The organism is Micromonospora sp. NPDC023633 (genome assembly GCF_040640035.1).
Taxonomy (GTDB): Bacteria; Actinomycetota; Actinomycetes; order Mycobacteriales; family Micromonosporaceae; genus Micromonospora.
In genome coordinates, this window is record NZ_JBFABB010000117.1 from 1 (window position 1) to 21,473 (window position 21,473).

Annotated in this window: 21 protein-coding genes and 1 tRNA gene; 17 read left to right on the plus strand and 5 right to left on the minus strand. The window is 73.3% G+C overall.

Annotated features, from left to right (window positions below):
• Positions 1–1,189 (plus strand): leucyl aminopeptidase (locus AB0G13_RS27670; RefSeq protein ID WP_357880183.1); only part of this gene is annotated, 1,189 nt, incomplete at its 5' end.
• Between the two features lie 68 nt (positions 1,190–1,257).
• Here AB0G13_RS27670 and AB0G13_RS27675 read toward each other — a convergent pair.
• Complete coding sequence (locus AB0G13_RS27675) at positions 1,258–1,587, minus strand: hypothetical protein (protein WP_121400443.1); 330 nt, start codon at positions 1,585–1,587, stop codon at positions 1,258–1,260.
• 178 nt (positions 1,588–1,765) lie between these two features.
• Here AB0G13_RS27675 and lpdA point away from each other — a divergent pair, with 178 nt between their 5' ends.
• From lpdA to AB0G13_RS27715, 8 genes are all read left to right on the plus strand, one after another.
• Complete coding sequence (gene lpdA, locus AB0G13_RS27680; RefSeq protein ID WP_357880187.1) at positions 1,766–3,157, plus strand: dihydrolipoyl dehydrogenase; 1,392 nt, start codon at positions 1,766–1,768, stop codon at positions 3,155–3,157.
• 66 nt (positions 3,158–3,223) lie between these two features.
• Positions 3,224–5,047, plus strand: coding sequence for a 2-oxoglutarate dehydrogenase, E2 component, dihydrolipoamide succinyltransferase (gene sucB / locus AB0G13_RS27685; protein WP_357880191.1), 1,824 nt, complete (start codon positions 3,224–3,226; stop codon positions 5,045–5,047).
• 168 nt (positions 5,048–5,215) lie between these two features.
• Positions 5,216–6,547 (plus strand): low temperature requirement protein A, encoded by a 1,332-nt coding sequence (locus AB0G13_RS27690; protein WP_357880193.1) that lies wholly within the window; start codon positions 5,216–5,218, stop codon positions 6,545–6,547.
• Between the two features lie 78 nt (positions 6,548–6,625).
• Positions 6,626–6,895, plus strand: a complete 270-nt coding sequence (locus tag AB0G13_RS27695; protein ID WP_357880196.1) for a type II toxin-antitoxin system prevent-host-death family antitoxin — start codon at positions 6,626–6,628, stop codon at positions 6,893–6,895.
• Positions 6,885–7,301, plus strand: a complete 417-nt coding sequence (locus AB0G13_RS27700) for a type II toxin-antitoxin system VapC family toxin (protein ID WP_357880199.1) — start codon at positions 6,885–6,887, stop codon at positions 7,299–7,301. The genes AB0G13_RS27695 and AB0G13_RS27700 overlap by 11 nt, the downstream gene beginning before the upstream one ends.
• A gap of 108 nt (positions 7,302–7,409) precedes the next feature.
• Positions 7,410–7,907 (plus strand): hemerythrin domain-containing protein, encoded by a 498-nt coding sequence (locus AB0G13_RS27705; protein ID WP_357880202.1) that lies wholly within the window; start codon positions 7,410–7,412, stop codon positions 7,905–7,907.
• A gap of 130 nt (positions 7,908–8,037) precedes the next feature.
• Complete coding sequence (locus AB0G13_RS27710; RefSeq protein WP_357880204.1) at positions 8,038–8,961, plus strand: LLM class flavin-dependent oxidoreductase; 924 nt, start codon at positions 8,038–8,040, stop codon at positions 8,959–8,961.
• A 158-nt stretch (positions 8,962–9,119) separates the two neighbouring features.
• On the plus strand, positions 9,120–10,019 hold the full coding sequence (locus AB0G13_RS27715) for a TIGR01777 family oxidoreductase (protein ID WP_357880207.1): 900 nt from the start codon (positions 9,120–9,122) through the stop codon (positions 10,017–10,019).
• Between the two features lie 116 nt (positions 10,020–10,135).
• Here the strand turns inward: AB0G13_RS27715 and AB0G13_RS27720 are convergent.
• A tRNA-OTHER gene (locus tag AB0G13_RS27720) sits at positions 10,136–10,231 on the minus strand.
• Positions 10,232–10,439: 208 nt separating this feature from the next.
• Between AB0G13_RS27720 and AB0G13_RS27725 the strand changes: the two genes are divergently transcribed.
• The 3 genes from AB0G13_RS27725 to AB0G13_RS27735 all read left to right on the plus strand — a co-directional run bounded on the left by AB0G13_RS27725 (position 10,440) and on the right by AB0G13_RS27735 (position 11,876).
• Positions 10,440–10,883: a hypothetical protein gene (locus AB0G13_RS27725; protein ID WP_357880210.1), complete on the plus strand. Its 444-nt coding sequence runs from the start codon at positions 10,440–10,442 to the stop codon at positions 10,881–10,883.
• 237 nt (positions 10,884–11,120) lie between these two features.
• Positions 11,121–11,546, plus strand: a complete 426-nt coding sequence (locus AB0G13_RS27730) for a tyrosine-type recombinase/integrase (RefSeq protein ID WP_357880213.1) — start codon at positions 11,121–11,123, stop codon at positions 11,544–11,546.
• A 21-nt stretch (positions 11,547–11,567) separates the two neighbouring features.
• Positions 11,568–11,876 carry a WYL domain-containing protein gene (locus AB0G13_RS27735; protein WP_357880216.1) on the plus strand — a complete coding sequence of 103 codons (309 nt, stop codon included), beginning with the start codon at positions 11,568–11,570 and terminating at the stop codon, positions 11,874–11,876.
• Positions 11,877–11,983: 107 nt separating this feature from the next.
• Here the strand turns inward: AB0G13_RS27735 and AB0G13_RS27740 are convergent, their stop codons facing one another.
• The gene (locus AB0G13_RS27740; RefSeq protein ID WP_357880220.1) at positions 11,984–13,195 is read right to left on the minus strand and encodes a PHB depolymerase family esterase; all 1,212 of its coding nucleotides are present in this window, start codon (positions 13,193–13,195) and stop codon (positions 11,984–11,986) included.
• A gap of 162 nt (positions 13,196–13,357) precedes the next feature.
• Here AB0G13_RS27740 and AB0G13_RS27745 point away from each other — a divergent pair, with 162 nt between their 5' ends.
• The 3 genes from AB0G13_RS27745 (at position 13,358) to AB0G13_RS27755 (ending at position 16,284) form a co-directional block, all read left to right on the plus strand.
• Complete coding sequence (locus AB0G13_RS27745) at positions 13,358–15,178, plus strand: DUF2079 domain-containing protein (protein WP_357880224.1); 1,821 nt, start codon at positions 13,358–13,360, stop codon at positions 15,176–15,178.
• Between the two features lie 68 nt (positions 15,179–15,246).
• On the plus strand, positions 15,247–15,888 hold the full coding sequence (lipB, locus tag AB0G13_RS27750) for a lipoyl(octanoyl) transferase LipB (RefSeq protein WP_357880228.1): 642 nt from the start codon (positions 15,247–15,249) through the stop codon (positions 15,886–15,888).
• A 3-nt stretch (positions 15,889–15,891) separates the two neighbouring features.
• Entirely contained in the window at positions 15,892–16,284 is a 393-nt protein-coding gene (locus AB0G13_RS27755) for a VOC family protein (RefSeq protein WP_357880231.1), read from the plus strand.
• Positions 16,285–16,324: 40 nt separating this feature from the next.
• Here AB0G13_RS27755 and AB0G13_RS27760 read toward each other — a convergent pair whose 3' ends face one another.
• Both AB0G13_RS27760 and aspS read right to left on the minus strand, forming a co-directional pair.
• Positions 16,325–17,359 (minus strand): FUSC family protein, encoded by a 1,035-nt coding sequence (locus AB0G13_RS27760; protein ID WP_357880234.1) that lies wholly within the window; start codon positions 17,357–17,359, stop codon positions 16,325–16,327.
• Between the two features lie 34 nt (positions 17,360–17,393).
• Positions 17,394–18,680, minus strand: coding sequence for an aspartate--tRNA(Asn) ligase (gene aspS, locus AB0G13_RS27765; protein ID WP_357880237.1), 1,287 nt, complete (start codon positions 18,678–18,680; stop codon positions 17,394–17,396).
• A 378-nt stretch (positions 18,681–19,058) separates the two neighbouring features.
• On the opposite strand from aspS, the gene lipA reads away from it, so the two are divergent.
• Complete coding sequence (gene lipA, locus AB0G13_RS27770; RefSeq protein ID WP_357880240.1) at positions 19,059–20,108, plus strand: lipoyl synthase; 1,050 nt, start codon at positions 19,059–19,061, stop codon at positions 20,106–20,108.
• Positions 20,109–20,173: 65 nt separating this feature from the next.
• Positions 20,174–21,473 (plus strand): hypothetical protein (locus AB0G13_RS27775; RefSeq protein WP_357880243.1); only part of this gene is annotated, 1,300 nt, incomplete at its 3' end.

The window sequence follows — 21,473 nt, forward strand, 5'->3', positions numbered from 1 at the left end:
GCTCGCGCTGCCGCTGCCGGACGACGCCGACGCGCCGGCGGCGCTACGCGCGGTGGCCGAGGGCGCGCTGCTCGGCGGCTACCGCTTCGCCGGCTACAAGACCCGGCCGCAGCCGTCGCGGCGCGAGCCGGTGGCGGAGGTGCTGATCGCCGTGCCGGACGCCGGTGACGCCGGGGCCCAGGCCGAGATCGCCCGTGCCCAGGTGGTCGGCGGCGCGGTCCGGCGCAGCCGGGACTGGGTCAACACCGCCCCGAACGAGCTGCGCCCGCCGTCCTTCGCCGACTCGGTGGCGGACGCCGCCCGGGAGGCCGGCCTGACGGTCGAGGTGCTCGACGAGGCGGCCCTGGCCGCCGGCGGGTACGGCGGCATCATCGCCGTCGGGCAGGGCTCGGAGGCCCCGCCGCGCCTGGTGAAGCTCAGCTACACCCCGGCCGGCGGCGGCAACGGCAAGCGGGTGGCGCTGGTCGGCAAGGGCATCACGTTCGACACCGGCGGCATCTCGATCAAGCCGGCACAGGGCATGTGGGAGATGAAGTCCGACATGGGCGGCGCCGCCGCGGTGGCCGCGACCATGCTGGCGATCGCCGCGCTCAAGCCGTCGGTGGCCGTCACGGCGTACCTGCCGATGGCGGAGAACATGCCGTCCGGGCGGTCGTACCGGCCGGGTGACGTGATCAGCATGTACAACGGCAAGAAGGTGGAGGTGCTCAACACCGACGCCGAGGGTCGGATGATCCTGGCCGACGCGATGGCGCGGGCCTGCGAGGACGGCTGCGACTACCTCTTCGAGACCTCCACCCTCACCGGCGGGCAGGTCGTCGCGCTGGGCAAGCGGATCGCCGGCGTGATGGGGACCCCCGAGCTGTGCGAGCGGGTCCGCACCGCGGGCGACGCGGTCGGCGAGCCGGCCTGGCCGATGCCGCTGCCGGACGACGTGCGCAAGGGCATGGACTCCGACGTGGCCGACATCTCCCAGGTCAACGCCGGCATGGACCGGGCCGGGCACATGCTCCAGGGCGGGGTGTTCCTGCGGGAGTTCGTCACCTCCGAGGTCGACTGGGCGCACATCGACATCGCCGGCCCGAGCTACCACTCGGGCGAGCCGACCGGCTACTGGACCAAGGGCGGCACGGGCGTGCCGGTGCGTACGCTGCTCCACCTCGTGGAGGACGTCGCCGCCAACGGCTGACGTACGCGGAAGAAGAGGGCCCCTCGTCGACGAGGGGCCCTCTTCCGTTCTCGGCGCGCGACGCCGGGTCAGAACAGCTCGGGGCGGCGCTTGCGGCGCTCGTTGTAGTCGCGCATCCGCTGCGGGTAGCCCATCAGCCGCACGTCGTAGACCGGGATACCCATCCGGTACGCGAAGCGGCGGGCGCCGTCGGGGCCGTCGATGCGGCGGCGGGTCCACTCCCCGTCGTCGGCGATCAGCATGACCGTGGTCTCGGTGACGGTGGTGCGCGGCTCGATGTACGCCTCGACCCCGCGCCGGCTGCGGACGAAGCCCTCGAGGTGCTCCAGGTCGGCGCGGTCGGCGGCCCGGTCGAGGCTGACCGCCCGCGTCTTCTTGCGTCGCCGGAACAGTCCCACCGAGCGTCTCCCCTTCCGTCCGTCATCGAAGCCAGTGCCAAGCGTACGTGCCACGGACGTGTCGTTGGGCACCTCACTACGCGGGCGGCGGGCGGTGGTGACAAGATGACCGAGGTGGGGTGTGTCCGTGTTACCCCGCCGTGACCCCCGAAGCAGTGACGCGACCTGGGAGTTGGACGTGAGCGAGCCGAACGACGCAACCTTCGACATCGTCATCCTCGGAGGTGGCAGCGGCGGCTACGCGACCGCCCTGCGCGCCGTCCAGCTGGGCCTGAAGGTCGCGCTGGTCGAGAAGGGCAAGCTCGGCGGCACCTGCCTGCACAACGGTTGCATCCCGACCAAGGCGCTGCTGCACGCGGCCGAGATCGCCGACCAGACCCGCGAGTCGGAGCAGTTCGGCGTGAAGGCCGAGCTGGTCGGCATCGACATGGCGGGGGTCAACGCGTACAAGGACGGCGTGATCTCCCGGCTCTACAAGGGCCTGCAGGGCATGCTCAAGGGCAACAAGTCGATCACCATCGTCGAGGGCCACGGCAAGCTGGTCGGCAAGAACGTCGTCGAGGTCGACGGCAAGCGCTACACCGGCCGCAACGTCGTCCTGGCCTCCGGTTCGTACGCCAAGAGCCTGCCCGGCCTGGAGGTCGACGGCGAGCGGGTCATCACCAGCGACCACGCGCTCACCCTCGACCGGGTCCCGGCCTCGGCGATCGTGCTCGGCGGCGGCGTGATCGGCGTCGAGTTCGCCAGCGTGTGGAAGTCCTTCGGGGTGGACGTCACGATCATCGAGGCGCTCCCCCGGCTGGTCGCGGCCGAGGACGAGGAGTCCTCGAAGGCGTTGGAGCGGGCGTTCCGCAAGCGGAAGATCAACTTCAAGGTCGGCAAGCCGTTCGAGAAGGTCGAGAAGACCGACAAGGGCGTCAAGGTCACCATCGCCGGCGGTGACACCGTCGAGGCGGAGCTGCTGCTGGTCGCCGTCGGCCGCGGCCCGAACACCGCCGACCTCGGCTACGAGGAGCAGGGCGTCAAGATGGACCGCGGCTACGTGCTGACCGACGAGCGGCTGCGCACCAGCGTGCCGAACGTCTACGCCGTCGGCGACATCGTGCCCGGTCTCCAGCTCGCCCACCGGGGCTTCCAGCAGGGCATCTTCGTCGCGGAGGAGATCGCCGGGCAGAACCCGGCCGTCATCGACGAGGTCGGCATCCCCCGCGTCACCTACTCCGACCCGGAGCTGGCGTCGGTCGGCCTGACCGAGGCGAAGGCCAAGGAGCAGTACGGCGCCGACAAGGTCAAGACCTACAACTACAACCTGGGCGGCAACGGCAAGAGCCAGATCCTGAAGACGGCCGGCTTCGTCAAGCTCGTCCGGGTGGAGGACGGCCCCGTCGTCGGCGTGCACATGGTCGGCGCCCGGGTCGGCGAGATGGTCGGCGAGGCGCAGCTCATCTACAACTGGGAGGCGTACCCGGCCGAGGTGGCGCAGCTCGTGCACGCCCACCCGACGCAGAACGAGGCCCTGGGCGAGGCGCACCTGGCGCTCGCCGGCAAGCCGCTGCACGCACACGCCTGATCACGACAACCGCGGCGTCCGGCGACGGGCGATGATCCCACCAGGGGAATGAAGGAGTCTTTGAAGATGCCGGTATCGGTCACCATGCCCCGGCTCGGTGAGAGCGTCACCGAGGGCACCGTCACGCGCTGGCTCAAGCAGGAGGGCGACACCGTCGAGGTCGACGAGCCCCTGCTCGAGGTGTCGACCGACAAGGTCGACACCGAGATCCCGTCCCCGGCGGCGGGCGTGCTGAGCCGGATCGTGGTCGGCGAGGACGAGACCGCCGAGGTCGGCAGCGAGCTGGCCGTGATCGCGGGCGAGGGCGAGTCCGCCGGCGGCGGCGAGGCCGCCCCGCAGCAGGAGGAGCCGGCCGAGGAGGCCGCCGAGGCCGCCGAGGAGCCGCAGGCCGAGGCGGAGCAGCCGGCCGTCGAGGAGCCGCAGGAGCAGGCCGCGCCGGCGCCGTCGGGCGAGGGCACCCCGGTCAAGATGCCGGCTCTCGGCGAGAGCGTCACCGAGGGCACCGTCACCCGCTGGCTCAAGCAGGTCGGCGACACCGTCGAGGTGGACGAGCCGCTGCTGGAGGTCTCCACCGACAAGGTCGACACCGAGATCCCGTCGCCGGTGGCCGGCACGGTCCTGGAGATCAAGGTCCCCGAGGACGAGACCGCCGCGGTCGGCGCCGACCTGGCCGTGATCGGTGCCGCCGGCGCCGCCCCGGCCGAGGCCAAGCCGGAGCCGAAGGCCGAGCCCAAGCCGAAGGCGGAGGCCAAGCCCGAGCCGAAGGCCGAGGCCAAGCCGGAGCCCAAGGTCGAGGAGCCGACCCCGGGCATGTCGTACAACGAGCCGTCGGCGGAGGCCGAGACCTCGGCGCGGCCCGCGCAGGCCGAGCAGAAGGCCGTGCCGTCGGCTCCGACCCCGTCCCCGCAGCGCCCGTCGGCGCCCGCGCAGGGCGGCGGCGAGGAGGCCGCCGGCTACGTGACCCCGCTGGTGCGCAAGCTGGCCAGCGAGCACGGCGTCGACCTCTCCTCGGTCAACGGCACCGGCGTCGGCGGCCGGATCCGCAAGCAGGACGTGCTGGAGGCGGCGGAGAAGGCGAAGGCCGCCAAGGCCGCGCCGGCCCCGGCGCAGCAGCCCGCCGCGGCGGCGGCCCCGGCCAAGCCCGCCGCCAAGCTTCAGCCGAGCGCCAAGCGCGGCAGCACCGAGAAGCTCCCCCGGATCCGGGCGACGATCGCCAAGCGGATGCAGCAGTCGCTGCACGAGATGGCGCAGCTGACCACGGTGGTCGAGGTGGACGTCACCAGGATCGCCAAGCTGCGGGCGCAGGCCAAGGAGTCGTTCCAGCAGCGGCACGGCGTGAAGCTGTCGTTCCTGCCGTTCTTCGCCCTCGCGGCGGTCGAGGCGCTGCAGGCGTACCCGATCGTCAACGCCAGCATGGACCTCGACGCCGGCACGATCACCTACCCGGACTCGGAGCACCTCGGCATCGCCGTGGACACCGAGCGGGGTCTGATGGTGCCGGTGATCCACGGCGCCGGTGACCTGAACCTGGGTGGCATCGCCAAGCGGATCGCCGACCTGGCCGAGCGCACCCGGACCAACAAGATCAGCCCGGACGAGATCGCCGGGGCGACCTTCACGCTGACCAACACCGGCAGCCGGGGCGCCCTCTTCGACACCCCGATCGTGCCGTCGCCGCAGTCGGCGATGCTCGGCACGGGTGCCGTGGTCAAGCGTCCGGTCGTGGTCAACGACCCGGAGCTGGGCGAGGTCGTCGCGGTCCGGTCGATGGTCTACCTGGCCCTGTCGTACGACCACCGGCTGATCGACGGCGCGGACGCCGCCCGCTTCCTGGTCGCGGTCAAGGAGCGGCTGGAGTCGGGCAACTTCGAGGCCGAGCTCGGCCTGTAGTCCCCGCGCGACGACACGAAGGGCGCCCCGGTCACCGACCGGGGCGCCCTTCGCCGTCCGGCCGCCCGGCCTGCACGCCGTCTGGTTCCCCGCCGCCCGACCGGCCGCCCGCCGCCGGACTGGCGCGATTCCGGCCCGGCGGGGACAGGACGCTGCCAGAGTGGTTGGGTGGGTGTCATCCGGTGGCGCGAGCGGCTGGGACCGGCCGTCTCGATCGCCCCCGGCGCCCGGGTCGACCGGTTCGAGGTCTTCTTCGACCTGGTCTTCGTCTTCTCGTTCTTCATCATCACCCGGACCACCGCCGCCGACATCTCGGGTTGGCAGCTGGGGCACGCCGCGCTCGTGCTGGCCGTGCTCTGGTGGTGCTGGGTGGTGCACTGCGTGGTCGCCACCCGGGTCCGGCTCGGCGAGGGCTTCGTCCCGGTGCTGATGGTCATCGGCATGGCCGCGCTGTTCTGCTTCGCGCTCTCCCTCCCCCAGGCGTTCAGCGACGCGACCGACGTGGCCGCCGGGCCGATGGTGGTCGCGCTCAGCTACGTGGTGATCAGGGGTGTGCACCTGGCGCTGTACTGGCACGTCGCGCGGGAGAGACCCGGCGAGCGGCGGCTGCTGCTGAAGTACTCCCCGGAGGTGACGATCAGCACCATGCTGCTCACGGCCGCCGCGCTGATCCCACCCCAGATCGACGACCCGGACCGGGCGGCGATGCTACGCGACGGGCTCTGGGTCAGCGTCGTCCTGCTCCAGTACGGCATGGGCCTGGTCGCCGGCGCCTGGGGCTGGATGGTGACCTCCGCCGAGCACTGGACCGAGCGGTACGATCTCATCCTGATCATCGCCCTGGGCGAGTCGGTCATCTCCGTCGGCGTCGGCAGCAACCTGCTCGGTCAGCCCCCCACGTGGCCGGCGGTCGCCGCGGCGGTGCTGGGCATCTTCTTCACGGCCGCGCTCTGGTGGGCGCACTACGACGTGATCGCACCGGCCGCCCGGATCGCCCTGCACGCGGCCGAGGGGCGGCCCCGGGTCTCGATGGCCCGGGACGCGTACGCCTATCTCCACCTGCCGATGATCGCCGGGATCATCCTGTTCGCCCTCGGCGCCGAGGAGATCACGCGCCAGATCGGCGAACCCGAGGTGCCGGTCGCGGAGCCGACGCACGGCCCCGGTGTCCTGCTGCTGTTCGGCGGAGTCGCCTGCTACCTGTGCGCGAACATGCTGTTCCAGTGGCGCACCCTGCGCACCGTCTCGTGGACCAGGGTCGGCGCCGTGCTCCTGTTGGCCGCCACCGTTCCCGTCGGCCAGCGGCTGCCGGGGTTGGCCGCCCTCACCCTGCTCACCGCGATCTGCATCGGGCTGGTGGCGGTCGAGGCGGTGGTCATGGCGGACTCCCGGCGCGCCCTGCGCGAGATGGTCTTCGAGGAGAAGACCACCCACGAGGCGCGCGAGGCCGCCTGGCGCGCCCGCTGGCGCGAGTCCACCCCGGAGGAGCCGTCGACGTGACGCGTGCCGGCACCACCGGTTGTCACGGCCCCCGCCGCAGCGTAGCACTTCGTAGCACACTCGACTAGGATCTGTGCCGTGGCAGAGCACGCTCATCGGGAGATCACGCAGCGGGAGTTGCGCAACGACTCGGGCGCGATCATGCGGCACGTCGAGTCCGGCGAGTCCTTCGTCATCACGCGCAACGGCACCCCCGTCGGAAAGCTCGTCCCGCTCCGCCGGCGCACGTTCGTCCCGCGGGCCGAGGTGCTCGCCGCCTTCACGACAGCCCCCGTGCTCGACGGCGAGAGATTCCGCGCCGACATCGACTCGTCGGTCGAGCAGGACCCGTTCAGCCGTGAGTGGTGAGGCGCCGGTCCGTGGCCTGATCGACACGAACGTCGTGGTCCATCTCGGCGCCCTCGGTCCGGGGGACCTGCCCGAGGAGATGGTGATCAGCGCCGTGACGCTCGCGGAGCTCTCCGCCGGCCCGCACCACACGGACGACCGCGCCGAACGGGCCCGGCGGACCAGCGTCCTCCAGCATGCCGAGGCCGTGTTCGAGCCGCTGCCCTTCGACGCCGAGGCCGCGCGGGCCTTCGGCCTGGTCACCAGCGCGGTCCTGGCCACGGGGCGCACCACCCGCCGCCGGCTGGCGGACCTGATGATCGCCTCCATCGCGTACGCGAACCGACTGCCGCTCTACACCACGAACCCGACCGACTTCGTCGGGCTGGAGGAGTTGGTCACCGTCCGGCCCGTCCGTCGGCCCTGACGGGGCACGTGTTCGCGCGCCCGCTGTCGTAGGCTGGCCGCAGCGTCGCGGTGCACCCGGCAAGGAGACCGCCGAGGGCATGGAGGCGCGGGACAGCATGGGACACACATGCCCCCGTTCACGCCGGACGAGCGCCTGCGGGCCTTCGGCAACCAACTGATCGAGATCCACCTCTGGCTCCGCGAGGAGCTCGCCCGCCTGCGCGACGGCGTGGGCGACCCCGGCGTACGGCCGAGGGACCTGCGGACCCACTGCCTGGCCTTCTGCGCGGCGCTGACCCGGCACCACACCGGCGAGGACGCTGGGGCGTTCCGGGTGCTGGCCGAGCAGGTGCCCGAACTGGCCCCGGTGCTGCGCGAGCTGGAGGCCGACCACCACATCGTGGCCGAGGCCCTGCACCGCGTCGAGGAACTCACCGGTGGGGCCGCGCCGCCCGACGAGGTGCGGGCCGAGCTGGACACCCTCGCCGCGCTGCTCGAGACGCACTTCGTCTACGAGGAGAAGAAGCTCGTCGGCGCGCTCAACGCGCTGACCGGCGGCAGCACCGAGGGCCTCCTCGGGGTCCCCCTCCCGCCGCCCGACCGTGACCCTGGACCGGTCCGCTGACCCGCACCCGGGCGAGCGCGCCGGCGGCACCACGGGGTCGACGCGGCGTTCGACCCGGCCCGGGTCTGCTGGTAGCAGAATCGCGGTCGTCGGGCTTGGCCGGTAGGCAGCGCCCGGGCAGGGTGGGCGCATGGCGATCTTCTCCCTCCAGGCGGTCCCGTCCGACGGCCCGGGCTGGCTGGACCTGGCCCGGCGGGCCGAGGCGGCCGGCTTCGACACCCTGTTCACCGCCGACCATCCGGGTTTGGCGGCGTCCCCCTTCGTCTCGCTGGCCGCCGCTGCGGCGGTGACCGAGCGGATCGGCCTGGGCTCGTACGTCTCCAACGCCGGCGTCCGGGAGCCGATGCTGCTCGCCTCGGACGTGGCCTCCCTCGACCTGCTCTCCGGCGGCCGGGCCCGGTTCGGCCTCGGCGCCGGCCACACCCCGGCGGAGTGGCTCGCGGTCGGCCGGGAGCGGCCCGACGTCGCCGGGCGGGTGCGCCGCTGCCTGGCCGTGGCCGAGGCCGTCCGCGCCCTGCTCGACGGCGAGGAGGTCACCGTCGACTCCCCCGACCTGGTCCTGCGGGGCGCGCGGCTGGAGAAGCCGCGCCCGGTGCAGCGGCGGATCCCGTTCACCCTCGGCACGGCGAACTCGGCGATGCTGCGCTGGGCCGGCGCGCACGCCGACGTGGTCGGGCTGTCCGGGCTCGGCCGCACCCTGCCCGACGGCTACGCGCACACGGTGCGCTGGCGCGAGGCCGACATCGACAGGCAGCTCGACTGCGTCGCGGCCGGGGCGGCCGGGCGGGCCGAGCCGCCGGTGCTGGAGGCGCTCGTGCAGCATGTGGCCGTCACCGACGACGCCGAGGCCGCCGCCGCGCCCACGGCGGCCGACGTCGGGCTGACCGTGCCCGAGCTGCTCGCGACGCCGTTCGTGCTGATCGGCACCGAGGACGAGATCGTCGCCGCGGTAGCCGCGCACCGGCGCCGCTGGGGCGTCACCCGCTTCGTCGTACGCGAGGAAGCGCTGGACCCGCTCACCCCGGTGCTGGCCCGCGTGGCCGCCACCGGCTGAGCCGCCAACCTGTCGGACACGGATCAGGCGTGGTCAGGTCGCCCGACGCCTTCGCGGAGGTCGAACGACTGATGGCCGACCTCCGCCCGACCTCGGTCACGGCGCGGGGACGACCGCTCGGCGCATCCGCGCCGGGCCGCGTGCCCGAAGATGGAGGCATGCGGATCCTCATGGCCGGCGCGTCCGGCTTCCTCGGCACCCGGCTGGTCGACCGGCTCACGGCGGACGGGCACCAGGCCACCCGGCTGGTCCGCCGGCCGCCGCGCACCCCTGACGAGCGGCAGTGGAACCCGTCCGCCGCGCAACTCGACCCGGCGGTGGTGGCGGAGGCGGACGCGGTGGTCAACCTGGCCGGCGCGGGCGTGGGCGACAAGCGGTGGAACGACGAGTACCGGCAGCTGATCCGGTCCAGCCGGGTCGACACCACCACCACGCTGGCGATCGCCATCGCCGGCCTGCCGCCGGGCGACCGGCCGAGGGCGCTGCTCAACTCCTCGGCGGTCGGCTGGTACGGCAACACCGGCGACCGGTCGGTCGAGGAGGACGCCCCGGCCGGCGACGGCTTCCTGGCCGACGTCTGCCGGGTCTGGGAGGCCGCGACCCGGCCGGCCGAGGACGCCGGCGTACGCGTCGTGCGGATGCGCATCGGGCTGCCGCTGCACCGCGACGGCGGGCTGCTCAAGCCGCAACTGCTGCCGTTCCGGCTGGGGATCGCCGGCCGGCTCGGCAGCGGTCGGCAGTGGCTGCCGTGGATCTCCCTGGCCGACTGGCTGGACGCCGCCCGGTTCGTGCTGGACCGCGACGACCTCGTGGGGCCGGTCAACCTGGTCGGGCCGGCTCCGGTGACCAACGCCGAGTTCACCCGGGAGCTGGCCCGCCAGCTGCACCGGCCGGCGATCGTCCCGATCCCGGCGCTGGCGTTGAAGGTGGCGCTCGGCGGCTTCGCGCACGAGGCGCTGACCAGCACCCGCGTCCTCCCGGGTGTGCTCACCGGGGCCGGCTTCACCTACCGCCACCCCGAGCTGGCCGCCGCCCTGCACGCCGCCCTCACCGACTAGCCGCGGCGGGGGCGGTCGGCTGGCCGCACAGCTCGCGCCGGTGCGCCGCACGACGTCGTCGATGCCGCGCGGGTGCGGCGGGCCGGGCTAGGCGTGCGCAGCTCAGGGAGGGTAGATGGTGGGCCGCCAGGGACTCGAACCCTGAATGCCGGACGTTGCCGATAGATCATCCTGAATCGGGCAGATCCGGCCCCTGGCCAGGGCGGCGACCCTCATTGCCTCTCGACGTTTTACAGGCCTTTCCGAGCTCAGTTGTGCCGGATCTGTGCCCGATGATCATGCTTGAAATCGAACTTGATCAAGACGGATCAAGATCGCTAGAGTGCCGACGTGAAGCGGGAAGTCTCCTCGAGACGTAGAATCGCGGTGAGGGCGAAGCGCCAGCCGAGATTCCGGCACCGGTGTGAGGGAGGGGGCAGGATGTTCGGTTGGAAAGAGAAGCTCAACGATCTGATGGCGCAGCTCAGGCCCGACCTGAGTCGGGAATCGCTCGGCGTCGGGCCCGACTTCCCGGGCGTCGCCCCGAACCCGCTCCTGAGCAGTGATGCACGGAAGCGCAATGCGGAACTGCGTACGGGGGCGCTTGCGCTCGGCGTTCTCGTCGACTGGCGGGAGGTCAGCAGCGACGGCAGTCCACGCGTGGTCCTGATGTTCGACGTGGAGACCGCCGACGGCATCTCGTTCCGCGGTATCGCAGACGAAGACCTCACGATCACCGAGCTCTCCCGACTCGCGCCAGGACAGACGTTGCCCGTGCGCTACCGGCCGGCCGTCATGGACCACTACGTCGCCCTTGCCCGGGACGCGGACCCCGCCCATGTGCAGCAGCTCTCTGACGAGATCGCGAGCCGCAAGCGGACCTGACCGAAGCCATTGGCCGGATCCCTAGGGCGTGTCTGGCAAAGGTTGAGCGTTCTGGCTGGAGCTCTGGTCCCGTGTCGGTCTGATGGGCACCGGGGTCGGAGTCGGCTTTCGTGTCACGGTCCGGCACCCGGCGGACACCGCCACAGCGGCGCTCTTGACCTGACCGGGACCGGGACCGGCAGCGGAGTCGGCTCCTGGCCGGTCGCCCCGACCATCGACGGCCACCACCTGGACGCGGTGGTTGCCGAAGAGCTCGCCGCGCACCTCACCGAGGTCGGACCCGTCGAGTTCGAGCTTCCCGACATCACCACGGGAGAGCGGCTGACTCGCTCGGTGGCGGTTCTGTTCACGTCGTCGCGGAGGAAGCTGCTGACCGATACCTACTGGTCAGAGTTGTGGGCGGACTGGCGCGAGGCGGCCGGCTGGCCGAAGGAAGGCACCTTTCACTCCCTGCGCCACCTCTTCGGCACCACGCTGATGAGCAACGGCGTGGAGCCTCAGGAGGTACAGAAGGCGCTGCGGCACGCCAACCTGCGGATCACGTTGGAGACCTACGTCCACTGGATGCCGAAGAAGGACCGGGCGCGCGGCGTGGTCGGCGGCCTCCTGCGGGACGCAGACAGCACCCGGCGGGAACCTCGCGCGGACCAAGATCGGAGTTGAGTTGTGCCCTGGTTGTGCCCAATGATCTTCGTCCGGCGTTCTCACAGCTCAGAGGCGGTTTGTGGTGGGCCGCCAGGGACTCGAACCCTGAACCTATGGATTGCCGGCGAGCGGGTTGGATCGGGTGTCGTCGAGGTCATCCGGCCTGTCACCCTGGAGTGGCTGGCCTGGCGGCTGCTGACCCTCGGCTGCGAGTTCGAGGTGCACGAGCCTCCGGAACTCGTCGCGTACCTGCGCGAGATCAGCGGCCGGGCCGGCCGGGCGGCGGGCCCCACGACCACGGGAGCCGGACGGCCCCCACCGCCTGCGGGCGGACCGGACGGCGCGTAGCGGCGCACCTCGGGCGCCCGCGCCGACGGCGCATCCGGGCGCCCCGGCGGCGACACGGCCGTGGCCGGGTGCCGTCGGGCATCCGGCCACGGTGGCGTGGTGCGGGATCAGCAGCCGATCACCCAGTAGTTGGGGCCGGTCTGCTTCAGGGTGCTGGTGTGGAAGGTGTTGTAGAGGCCCATCCGCTGGTTCGAGCCGTTGGCGTAGGCGTAGCCGCCGGACTGGTAGGCGCGGCCGGCGGCGACGTGCGCGTAGTTGCTGGCCGTCACGCAGGTCGGTGCCGTGGTCGGGCTCGCGGTCGGGGAGGCGGTGGGGCTCGCCGTCGGGGTGGGGCTGGGGCTCGTCGGACCGTTCAGGCCGAAGAAGACCGCGTCGTGGTACGCCGAGCAGATGGTGTCCAGCATGTACGCGGCGGCGGTGCCGCACTGCTCGGCCCCCGGGCCCGGGTCCACCGGGGTGCCGTGGCCCATGCCGGAGACCCGGTAGACGCGGACGTCGTTGTTGCCGTACACCTCCAGGCTGGTGTTGGCGGGCAGCGACGCGGTGCTGGTGGGGGTCTGCGAGACGCCCCGGACGTTGGTCCACTGGTCACGCAGCTCGGTGGCGTTGGCCGGCACCACCGTGGAGTCCGAGGTGCCGTGCCAGATGGCGACCCGGGGGCGCGGGCCGGTGTGCCCGGGGTACGCGGCCCGGACCAGGTCGCCCCACTGCTGCGGGGTCTTGTTCACCCCGCTGTACTGGCAGGTGCTGGTGGAGGCGGGCGGCGAGCAGCGGTACGGCAGGCCGGCGACGACCGAGCCGGCGGCGAAGACGTCCGGGTAGGTGGCCAGCATGACCGCGCTCATCCCCCCGCCGGCGGAGAGCCCGCTGACGAAGACCCGGCGGGCGTCGGTGCCGTAGTTGTTCCTGGCGTGGTCGACCATCTGCTTGATCGACAGCGCCTCGCCCGAGCCTCGGGTGATGTCCTGCTCGACGAACCAGTTGAAGCAGCTCAGCGGCTGGTTGGCGCTGGACTGCTGCGCCACGATGAGGGCGAACTTCCACTGGTCGGCGAACTTCTGCCAACCGGAGTTGGCGAAGTAGCCGGCGGCGTTCTGGGTGCAGCCGTGCAGCAGCACGACGGCCGGGGCTCCCGCCGGCAGGTTGTCCGGCCGGTACGCGTACATGGCGAGGTTGCCGGGGTTGGAGCCGAAGTTGGTGACCTGGGTGAGGGTGGCGGCCTGGGCGGGGGCCGCGACGGTCGCCACCGCGGCGGCGGCGAGGACCATCCCGGCGACCGCGCCGGTCAGCCGGGTGAGCAGGGACGGGAAGCGGAGCACGGGGGCCTCCTGGCGACGGGGTGTGAACTGGGTCACCCGCGAATTGCCGCGACGTTACGTCGATGTGTCGATGCTGTGACATGGGCCACGGTCACACATTCACCGCCCGGAGGATGTGCGTCCTGACCGGCGTGCCCCGGTGCGGTTGGTAACGTCCGCTGCGTGCCGACCTCCCCGTCCCTGGCGCCTTCGCCGGCCTCGCCGCCCCGCGTCGTCCGCCACCGGCGGGCCGACCTGATCGTGGCGCTGGTCGCGCTGGCGCTCGCCGTCTGGGTGACCAGCGGGCTGTGGCGGGACCCGAACGCCCGCACCATCACCGTCAACTCCAGCGACCAGGCGCTCTTCGAGTGGCTGCTGGCCTTCGGCGGCCACGCGGTGACCCACGGCGACAACCCGCTCTTCACCTACCTGGTCAACGTCCCCGACGGGGTGAACCTCGCGGTCAACACCTCGATCACCGTGTACGCGGCGGTCTTCGCGCCGCTGACGTACCTGATCGGGCCGCCGGCCACGTTCCTGGTGATCCTCACCCTCAACCTGGCCGCCACCGCGCTCGCCTGGTACTGGCTGCTCTCCCGGCACCTGGTCCGCAGCCCGCTCGCCGCCGCCGTCGGCGGGCTGTTCATCGGCTTCTCCCCCGGCATGGTCTCGCACGCCAACGCCCACCTGAACTGGACGGCCGGCTGGCTGGTGCCGCTGCTGATCTGGCGGACCTTCGCACTGCGCCGCTCCCGGCACCCGCTGCGCGACGGCGCGATCCTCGGCGCGCTCGTCGCCGTGGCCTTCTCCATCGCCGCCGAGGGGCTCTTCTTCACCGCGCTGGCGCTGGGCGTCTTCGTCGCCGTCTGGGCGCTGCACCCGGCCCACCGCGCCGAGGCCCGCGCGGTGCTGCCGACCTTCCTGCGCGGCCTCGGGGTGACCGCCGTCGTCGCGGGGGTGCTGCTGGCGTACCCGCTGTGGCTGCACTTCGCCGGCCCGCAGCGCTTCCACGGCACCGGCTTCGACGCGGTCATCCACTCCGAGGACGTCGTCGCCTACGGGGCGTACCCGCGCCGGTCGCTGGCCGGGGAGGTGGGGCTGGGCACCCGGCTGGCACCCAACCCGACCGAGGAGAACTCGTTCTTCGGCCTCCCGCTGCTGCTGCTCGCCGTCGCGTGCTTCGTGGCGCTGTGGCGCCGGGCCGACGCCGGCCGCCGGGCGACGCTCTGGGCGCTGGGCGTGACCGCCGCCGTCTTCACCGTGCTGTCGTTCGGCCCCGAGGCCAAGGTCGACGGGCGTCGTACGGACCTGCCGATGCCGTTCGACCTGCTCGGGCACCTGCCGGTGGTGAACGCCGCCCTGCCCGCCCGGCTGGCACTGGTCGTGGCGCCGGTGATCGGGGTGCTGCTGGCGTACGCCGTCGACCAGCTCCGCGCCGATCCGCCCCGGCACCGCCCCGCGCGGCTGGCCTGGTGGGCGGGGTTCGCGCTGGCGCTGCTGCCGCTGGTGCCGATGCCGCTGCTGACCATCGAACGCGAGCCGATCCCGCGCTTCATCACCGCCGGGACGTGGCGGGAGCACGTCTCCCCCGGCGGGGTGCTGACCCCGCTGCCGCTGACCCTCGACGTCTATCCCGACGGCCAGCGCTGGCAGGCGTACGCGCTGGCGCACCGGCAGGGCGAGTTCGCCATCCCCTCCGGCTTCTTCCTCGGCCCGGGCGGCCCGGACGGCCGGGGACGGATCGGCCCGCCGCCGCGCCCGTTCAGCGCGCTGGTGGACCAGGCCGGCCGGACCGGGCTGGTGCCGATCATCACCGAGGGCAGCATCCAGGAGGTCCGCGCCGACCTGCGGCACTGGCGGATCGAGACGATCGTGCTGGCCGACGAGGTGCACGGGGCGAAGTGGCCGGTCGACGAGGAGGCGATCCGGCGCACCGTGACCGCGCTGCTCGGCCCGCCCGAGCGGGTGGACGACGTCTGGCTGTGGCGGGTTCCGCAGGGATGAGCGCCGGGGCGACGTGGTGAGCCGCGTCACCGGTGGTGACCGGCCGGTACGGGTCTAGGCTTGGCGGCGTGACCACGACGACCTCCGGCCTCACGGCCGTCCGCGCCGGTGTCCTCGACTACCAGGCCGCCTGGGACGAGCAGCGCCGGCTGCACGAGTCGGTGGTGGCCGGCGAGCGCGGCGACACCGTGCTGCTGCTGGAGCACCCGAGCGTCTACACCGCCGGCAAGCGCACGGAGCCGTGGGACCGGCCCATGGACGGCACCCCCGTCGTCGACGTGGACCGGGGCGGCAAGATCACCTGGCACGGCCCGGGTCAGCTGGTCGGCTACCCGATCCTGCGGCTGCCCGACCCGGTCGACGTGGTCGCCTACGTCCGCCGCACCGAGCAGCTGCTGATCGACGTCTGCGCCGAGTTCGGGCTGACCGCCGGCCGGGTCGAGGGGCGCAGCGGGGTCTGGGTGCCGGAGGACGACCGGGGCCCGGCCCGCAAGGTGGCGGCCATCGGCATCCGGGTGGCCCGCGGGGTGACCCTGCACGGCTTCTCCATCAACTGCGACTGCGACCTGGGCCACTTCGACCGGATCGTGCCCTGCGGCATCCGCGACGCCGGGGTCACCTCGCTCACCGCCGAGCTGGGCCGCCCCGTCACCGTGGCCGACGTGCTGCCGGTCGTGGAGCGCCACCTGCCCACCCTCGTCACGGCCTGACCGGTGCGGATCGACCTGGTCACCGTCGTCGTCGCCGAGTACGACCCGGCCATCGACTTCTTCACCAAGGTGCTCGGCTTCGAGCTGGCCGAGGACTCCCCGTCGCTGACCAACGACGGCCGGCCGAAGCGCTGGGTCGTCGTCCGCCCGCCCGGCGCGCAGACCGGGCTGCTGCTGGCCCGCGCCGACGGCGACCGGCAGGCTCGATCGGTCGGCGACCAGGTCGCCGGCCGGGTCGGTTTCTTCCTCCAGGTCGACGACTTCGACGCCGTCCACCGGCGGATGGTCGAGGCGGGCGTCGAGTTCGTCAAGCCGCCGCGCACCGAGCCGTACGGCCGGGTCGCCGTCTTCCGCGACATCGCCGGCAACCTCTGGGACCTCCTCGGCCCGGCCTGACCGCCGGCCAGCACCACGCACCCCGGTCACGCCCCGCCGGTCAGACCTGACCGGCCGGGTGCTCCGGCGGCGCACCGGCGCGCCGCCGGAGCCACGGCTGGCACAGCACGATCGCCCCGCCGATGACGGCGCCGATCACCGTCTCGACGCCCCGGTCGAAGAGCAGCGAACCGACCGGGCGGGCCGCCGCGAGCTGGCCCATCAGCAGGGCCATCGGCGTGATGAACAGCAACGCCAGCCCGTAGTTGCGCCCCACCAGCAGCTCGGTGACGATCTGGAGCGCCGCCACCAGCAGGACCGTGGTGACCGGCGAGAATGCCGGCGCGAGCAGCACCGCGCTGGTCAGCAGCCCGAGCAGGGTGCCGACGATGCGGTGCCCGGCGCGCACCAGCTGGGCGGCGACGCCCCGGGCGCTGAGCGGCGCGACGGCCGCCACCATCGCCCAGTACGGGTGCCCGATCCCGACCGCCGTGGCCGTGCCGCCGGCGAGCAGCACGGCCACGGCGTAGCGCGCCGGCTCCCAGGACCAGACGTGCCTGAGCCCGGCCGGACGGCTCCGCTGCCGCCGCAGGAGACCCCCGACGTTGCCGACGAGCAGCGCGAACAGCGCGCTGAGCCCGGCCACGGCCGCCGCCATCGGCAGCTCGGAGACCACGTGCGGGACCGAGGCCGCGGCGCCGAAGCCGAAGACGAGGAAGAGCGGTCCCGGCGGGTGCCAGTCCTGCGCGGCGGCGAGCACGGCGCCCGCCGCCGCGACGACCGCCGCGGCCGGCACCGCGACCCACGCGCGCGACTCCAGGGAGCCGACCAGCACCCCGAGGAGCACCGACACCGTGAGCGCCGCCGCGGCGCTCGCCTGCATCGCCGCCCGGGACAGGTGCACGTGGTTGCGCCCGTAGAGCGAGGTGAACGCGCCGAACGCGGCGTACAGGGACCACTCGGGGTGGCCGGCCGCCAGCACCGCCAGCAGCGGCACGAGGACGCTCACGCCGGCCCGCAACGCGACCCGGTGGGCCCCGTGTTCCTCGCGGAGGTGCAGCAGGTCGCGCAGCGTCCCCCGGAACTGCTCGCCCATCGCCCTCCTCCACACCCCGCTCCTTCATATACCGCTACGGGGTGAGCCGGTGCAGGTCGCGCGGGAAGGCGGTCACCTCCCGGACGTTGGCCGCGCCGGTCAGCCGGGCCACGAAGCGTTCCAGCCCGATGGCGAAGCCACCGTGCGGCGGCATCCCGTGCCGGAACGCGTCGACGTAGCCGGCGTACGGCTCGACCGGTTCGCCCCGGGCGGCGAGCGCCGCCAGGTAGTCGGCGTGCCGGTGCAGCCGCTGCCCGCCCGTCACCAGCTCCAGCCCCCGGAAGAGCAGGTCGAACCCGTTGGAGTACGCGGGCCGCGCCGGGTCCGGGTGGGTGTAGAAGGGCCGCTTCGCCATCGGGTAGCCGGTGACGAAGAGGAACTCCGAGCCGTGCTCCCGTTGTGCCCACTCGCCCAGCGCCCGCTCGTGCGCCGGGGCGAGGTCCGGCTCGTCGGCCGGCGCCCCCGCGATCTCGAGGGCCTCGGTGAAGTGCACGGCGGGGATCTCCGCCGGCACGTCCGGGGCCTCGACGCCGAGCGTGGCGAGCGCCGCCCCGGCCCGTTCGCGCACCGCGTCGAGCATGCCGGCCACGGTGTGCCGCAGCACGGCCATAACGTCCCGGTGGTCGGCGACGAAGCCCAGCTCGGCGTCGAGCGAGGTGTACTGCGCCAGGTGCCGGACGGTGTCGTGCGGCTCGGCCCGGAACACCGGCCCGACCTCGTAGACCCGCTCGAAGACGCCGACCATGAGCTGCTTGTAGAACTGCGGCGACTGGGCCAGGTACGCGGGCCGGCCGAACCAGTCCAGCGCGAAGACGTTCGCCCCGCTCTCGGTGGACGCGCCGACCACCTTCGGCGTGTGGATCTCCACGAAGTCGCGGGCCTCGAGTGCGGCCCGGAAGCCGGACACCGCCGCCGCCGAGACGCGCAGCGCCGCCGCGCGGGTCGGATGGCGCAGCGCGACGGACGCGTGGTCGAGCTGGGTGGGCAGGCTCGCGGTGAGCGCCGGCCGGTACAGGTCGAACGGCGGCGGCACGGCGGGCGGGCCGAGCGGTCGTACCGTCGGCGCGGTCAGCTCGACCCCGGCGGGGGCCGTCGGGTTCGCCACCACCGTGCCGGTGACCTCGACGACCGTCTCCTCGGTGAGTTCCTCCACCTCGGCGCGGACGGCCGGGTCGGTGACCACCACCTGGGCGAGGCCGGCGGCGTCCCGGACGATCAGGAAGGCCACCGACTTGAGCAGCCGGCGGCGGTGCACCCAGCCGGCGATCCGGACGGGCACGCCGACATGGGTGGAGAGCTGGGTGGAAAGGATGCGTTGCACGGCGGGTACCTCCTCGATCAATCGCAACGCGATCCCCGGGAGGTGTGGGCGAGCGGGAAACCTCGCGGTGCCACCACACCTTCGCCCCCGCGGACGGGGGCCTCGTTTCGTCGCCTTTTCACCGGGGCCAGCCGGGCGGGCTCTACTGGGCCGTGCCAGGAAGGGACCCTTCCGCCACATGCCGTTCTTCCCGCAGCTCGGGAGGGTCTTCGCGCGCCGGGGCCAGACCGCCTCGCAGCAACCGGCGGCTCTCTTCAACTGGTGGCCCGGGGCGCTACTCGGCTCCGTCACAGCTCTGCCGGGCACGCTAGCACCCCCACCGACCCCCTGTGACGGGCTTTCCGCCGTCGCGGTATCCGGCGTCACAAGACTGGTGGGGTGACGCCCGTCGCCCGAGCTACATCGACGGCGACCGTCGGGCGTAGGCTCGGTTTTGTGACGATCGAGCACTCCGCGCCGACGACCGGCCAGGCAGCGCGCACGACGACGCCCGCCCCCGAGGGGCGGCGCCTCCTGCGAATCGAGGCGCGCAACGCCGAGACGCCGATCGAGCGCAAACCACCGTGGATCAAGGTCAAGGCCAAGATGGGGCCGGAGTACACCCAACTGCGCGGGCTCGTCTCGCGCGAGGGGCTGCACACCGTCTGCCAGGAGGCCGGCTGTCCCAACATCTACGAGTGCTGGGAGGACCGGGAGGCCACCTTCCTCATCGGTGGCGACCAGTGCACCCGGCGCTGCGACTTCTGCCAGATCGACACCGGCAAGCCGGCCGAGTTCGACGCCGACGAGCCGCGCCGGGTCGCCGAGTCGGTGGTCTCGATGGGCCTGCGCTACGCGACCATCACCGGCGTGGCCCGCGACGACCTGCCCGACGGCGGCGCCTGGCTCTACGCCGAGACCGTCCGGCAGATCCACGCCCTTCAGCCCGGCTGCGGCGTCGAGCTGCTGATCCCCGACTTCAACGCGGTCCCCGAGCAGCTGGCCGAGGTCTTCGGCGCCCGGCCGGAGGTGCTCGCGCACAACGTGGAGACCGTGCCGCGGATCTTCAAGCGGATCCGGCCGGCCTTCCGCTACGAGCGGTCGCTGGACGTGATCCGGCAGGCCCGCGCCGACGGGCTGGTCACCAAGTCCAACCTGATCCTGGGCATGGGCGAGGAGCGCGCCGAGGTATCCCAGGCGCTGCGCGACCTGCACGACGCCGGGTGCGAGCTGATCACCATCACGCAGTACCTGCGCCCCACCCCCCGGCACCACCCCGTCACCCGCTGGGTCAAGCCGGAGGAGTTCGTCGAGCTGCGCGAGGAGGCCGAGGAGATCGGCTTCGCCGGCGTGATGAGCGGGCCGCTGGTGCGCTCGTCGTACCGGGCCGGGCGGCTCTACCGGCAGGCGCTGGAGGCCCGCGAGGGCGCCCCGGTCACCGCCGGCTGATTCACCCGGCCGACGCGCCGGCACCGCTCGACCGCGGGCCGGCGGCCAGGTGTCATGATCGACTCATGACGGCCGGGGTACGCCAGCGATGGCGCGACGCACGTCCCGCGCTCCCGCCGGCCCGGTGGCCCGTGCTGCCGACGGCCCTGACCGTGCTCGCCGTCGTGGCCGGGACCGGCTACCGCCTCGGCCTGCTGCTGCACGACGCGCCGCCGACCAACAGCGACGAGGCCACCATGGGGCTGGCCGCGCTGCACATCGCCCAGGGCCGGGAGTTCCCCGTCTGGTTCTACGGCCAGGCGTACATGGGGACGCTGGAGGCGTACCTGGCCGCGCCGGTGTTCGCGCTGGCCGGCCCGTCGACGCTCGGGCTGCGCCTGCCCACCCTCGCCCTGTACGCGGTCTTCGTCGTGCTCGCCTGGCGGCTGACGCTGCGGCTGACCGGGGACCGCTGGTTCGCCCTGCTCGTCGTGGCGCTGCTGGCGCTCGGCTCCGAACGGGTGGTGAAGAACCAGCTCATCGCCGGGGGCGGGTACCCCGAGATGAACGCGGCCGGGATGGCGCTCGCCGTGCTGGCGTACGACCTGGCGGCCGGCCGGCCGGGACGCCGGCTGCCGCGCTGGACGGCGTGGGGCTTCCTGGCCGGGCTGCTGCTCTGGGTGGACCCGCTGGTGCTGCCGTACGTGGCGGCGACCGGCGCGGTGCTGGTCGCGTACGGCCGGCGGGAGCTGCGCGGTCGGGCCGGGGCGCTGCTCGGCGCCGCCGCGCTCGTCGGGGCCGGGCCGCTGCTGGTGCACAGCCTGGCGACGGGGCGCAACCCGCTCGCGGCGGTGCTCGCCGCCGGCGGCTCCGGGCAGCCCGCCGGCTGGGCGGACCGGCTGCACGGGGGGTTGGTGCTCGGCCCGCCGCTGGGCATGGGCTTCTGCTCCCCGAGCCACTGCACGCCCGGCCAGCTCTGGTGGGCGGTCGCCCTCCCGCTGCTGCTGGTGACGGCCGCCCTCTCGGCCTGGCGCGCGCTGCGCCCACCCGTCGGAGATCTTGGACAGTTGCCGGTCCGGGCTGACGGCAACTGTCCAAGATCGATCGTGGCGACGGTGGCGGTGGGCGGGGCGGTCCGGCTCGCGCTGGTGGTTGCCGCCGTCGCGACGCTCGCCGTCTACGCCGCCAGCAGCGCCGCGGGACGCACCCCGGTGGAAAGCTCCCGGTACCTGTCCTGCCTGCTCATCTCCGTTCCGGCCCTGCTCTGGCCGCTCTGGTCGGCCGCCCGCCGCCCGACCGGAGCGGGGGCGGCCCGGGCGCACGGTGGCACCGGGGCGGGAGCGCGATGGAGGGCCGCGACGCGGATCGCGGCGGTCGTGGTGCTCG